We start from the raw sequence: 2,752 nt of genomic DNA on the forward strand, positions 1-2,752 counted from the left end.
AAGCGTTTACTCTGGAACTTTGCGTCGAGCGTGTCCTGATTCCGCTGTGCGGCAACTCCGGACGTCAGGTACTCGCCCACAACCTGACATTCGCGGTTTCCACTTTCGGCAGAGGCACGATCTTCTCAGGAAGAGGTTCTCCCTGAGCCGCGCAGCTCGCCGCCTCCGATGTTATCCGGAGATGCAACTTCGAGCCGACCTCGACGATCGCCCGGATAGCCGGGATAAGATCCTCGCCGAGATCCGTCAGGGCATATTCCACGCTTGGCGGGGTCGTCGGCAGCACGGCGCGGGAGAGAACGCCGCGTTCTTCGAGGTCCTTCAACCGCCCGCTTAGCACCTTGGCCGAAATCGCCGGCATCGCGCGGCGCAGCTCGGAGAAGCGGCGCGGCCCCTCGCTCACGTTCCAGATGATCTCCGGCGTCCAGACCCCGCCGAGCAGACTCATGCAGGCCGACATCGGACAGCCCGGCGGCGGCGGAACCTTCTTCCTCAGCTTCAGAGCCATCACACTCACCTGGGTACGAGACAGCAACCTAGTTTCTCCGACGATACTGAAAAGCGTCGGTCACCGGAAGTTACCCGGTTTCAAAAAGTTACGGTCCCTTCTACCTCTCCGTCACATCGCAACTGGAGACACCCATGAAGCTCTTCTACTCCCCGGGCGCCTGCTCGCTCTCGCCGCATATCGTGTTGCGCGAGCTCGGCCTCCCCTTCACGCTTGAAGCTGTCGACCTCAAGACCAAGAGAACCGAATCTGGCGCGGATTTCACCGCCATCAACCCGAAGGGCTACGTCCCGGCGCTTCAGCTCGATGACGGCGAGGTCCTGACCGAGGGCGCGGCCATCGTTCAGTATCTCGCGGACAAGCACGCACCCGGCAGGCTCGCGCCCCTCGCAGGCACCGTCGAGCGAGCGCGGCTCAACGGGCACCTGAACTTCATCTCGGCCGAGCTGCACAAAGCGTTTGGGCCACTCTTCAATCCGGCGCTTGCGGCCGAGGCGCGCGAGGCGGCAGTTGCAAATATCGGCCGCAAGCTCGACGTGGTCGAAAATGCGCTCGCCGACGGACGCCCCTACCTCACCGGCCCGGATTTCACGGTCGCTGACGCCTATGTCTTCGTGGTGCTGAGTTGGGCGCCGAAACTTGGCGTCGACCTTGCCCGTTGGTCGCGCCTCAACGAGTTCAGTCAGCGCGTCAGCACCCGCGCCGCTGTCCAGGCCGCGATGGCCGCCGAGCGGCTGCCGAAGGCGGCCTGACGCATCTGCGGGCGGCCGGCGTTAGGCTGGCCGCTCACCTCTCTCGATGTCGCTGTCCGACGTGGAGTCGCCACGGCCGTCGGGGTGAGTGCATGTATCGCTTCCCAAGCGCACCAGGCCGGAAGCGGGCTTATCGGCCAGCCGACCTCGCAGGTTGGATCGCCAGGCTCCACTGCGCTCCCCTTTTTGGTTAGGCCAATATCATGAAGAAGATAGGTTTTTTGTCGTTCGGCCATTGGTCGCCCTCGCCCCAGTCCGGGACGCGCTCCGCCGCCGACGTTCTCCTGCAATCCATCGAGCTGGCCGTCGCCGCCGAGGAACTCGGCGCCGATGGCGCCTATTACCGCGTCCACCATTTCGCGCGCCAGCTCGCCTCGCCCTTCCCGCTGCTCGCCGCGATCGGCGCCAGGACCCGGCGCATCGAGATCGGCACCGGCGTCATCGACATGCGCTACGAGAACCCGCTCTACATGGCCGAGGATGCGGGCTCGGCCGACCTCATCGCCGACGGCCGGCTGCAGCTCGGGATCAGCCGCGGGTCGCCCGAGCAGGTGATCGAGGGCTGGCGCCATTTCGGCTTCGCGCCGGCCGAGGGCGAGACCGACGCCGACATGGGGCGTCGTCACGCGGAGGCCTTCCTGGACGTGCTGCGCGGCGAAGGCTTCGCACGCCCGAGCCCCAGGCCCATGTTTCCGAACCCGCCGGGCCTCCTGCGGATCGAACCGCATTCCGAAGGGCTGCGGGAGCGGATCTGGTGGGGCTCGGCCTCGAATGCCACGGCGGTCTGGGCCGCAGAGCGCGGGATGAACCTGCAGAGTTCGACGCTCAAGGCCGACGAGAGCGGCGAGCCGTTCCACGTCCAGCAGGCGAAGCAGATCCGCCTCTACCGCGAGGCCTGGGACAAGGCCGGCCACGGCCGCGCGCCGCGCGTCTCGGTCTCGCGCTCGATCTTCGCCCTCGTGGACGATCGCGACCGCGCCTATTTCGGGCGGGACCGGGGCGGCGACCAGATCGGCATCATCGACGACATGCGGGCGATCTTCGGCCGGTCTTACGCCGCCGAGCCCAACCGGCTGATCGAGGAGCTGCGCGCCGACGAGGCGATCGCGGAGGCCGACACGCTGCTCCTGACCGTGCCGAACCAGCTCGGCGTCGCCTACAACGCCCACGTGATCGAGGCCATCCTGACCCACGTAGCGCCTGCGCTGGGTTGGCGCTGAAGTAGGGCAGTCATTTGCGCGCCAGCGTCTCAGCTGCGCTAGGAGCGGACTCCAGGTGCCTGCCCGAAAGCCGATGTTAGATCCGCCCTTCGGGCCGGAGTCCCTTCCGATCGATAGGTCTGGATATCTCTCGAAGCCTCAGGTGAGAATGGCGCGAGCCTCGGTCCAGAGCCTTTGCACGACGTCACCTGCGGGCTCCGCTCTTGCCAGGGCAGCAGATTGGCCGGCCCAGGCCTGCATGCGGCCAGCGTCGCCCATTCTCACGGCCTCAG

At 66.4% G+C, this 2,752-nt stretch carries 3 protein-coding genes; 2 read left to right on the top strand and 1 reads right to left on the bottom strand.

Annotated features, from left to right (window positions below):
• Positions 1-64: 64 nt before the first annotated feature.
• Entirely contained in the window at positions 65-508 is a 444-nt protein-coding gene (locus ACFE87_RS24735; protein WP_375462314.1) for a winged helix-turn-helix transcriptional regulator, read from the bottom strand.
• 134 nt (positions 509-642) lie between these two features.
• On the opposite strand from ACFE87_RS24735, the gene gstA reads away from it, so the two are divergent.
• The gene (gene gstA / locus ACFE87_RS24740) at positions 643-1,260 is read left to right on the top strand and encodes a glutathione transferase GstA (RefSeq protein WP_375462315.1); all 618 of its coding nucleotides are present in this window, start codon (positions 643-645) and stop codon (positions 1,258-1,260) included.
• 203 nt (positions 1,261-1,463) lie between these two features.
• Positions 1,464-2,480, top strand: a complete 1,017-nt coding sequence (locus ACFE87_RS24745) for an LLM class flavin-dependent oxidoreductase (RefSeq protein ID WP_375462316.1) — start codon at positions 1,464-1,466, stop codon at positions 2,478-2,480.
• Positions 2,481-2,752 lie beyond the last annotated feature (272 nt).

Origin of the sequence: uncultured Enterovirga sp., assembly GCF_964242715.1 — a bacterium.
In the GTDB taxonomy this organism is placed as follows: domain Bacteria; phylum Pseudomonadota; class Alphaproteobacteria; order Rhizobiales; family Beijerinckiaceae; genus Enterovirga.